A 240-nucleotide genomic window follows, 5' to 3' on the forward strand; every position below is an offset into this window, starting at 1 on the left:
GGTTATACTTACGATTTAGAAAAAGCTAAGAAACTTCTTGAAGAAGCAGGTTACAAAGATACTAATGGTGACGGAATAAGAGAATATAAAGAAGGTAAACCATTAAAGATTAAATTCGCATCAAAGTCTGGTGGTGCTACAGCTGAACCTATAGCTAACTACTATATCCAACAAGGGAAACAAATTGGCTTAGATTTTGAACTTACAAACGGAAGACTAATATAATTTAAATCAATATAT

The 240-nt window shown here is 31.7% G+C and carries 1 protein-coding gene; it reads left to right on the forward strand.

The window, feature by feature from the left end:
- The coding region (locus tag VJI77_RS07720; RefSeq protein WP_323989015.1) for an ABC transporter substrate-binding protein at positions 1-225 on the forward strand (225 nt) is incomplete at its 5' end.
- Positions 226-240 lie beyond the last annotated feature (15 nt).

The sequence above is a fragment of the Parvimonas sp. D2 genome (assembly GCF_035282635.1).
In the GTDB taxonomy this organism is placed as follows: domain Bacteria; phylum Bacillota; class Clostridia; order Tissierellales; family Peptoniphilaceae; genus Parvimonas.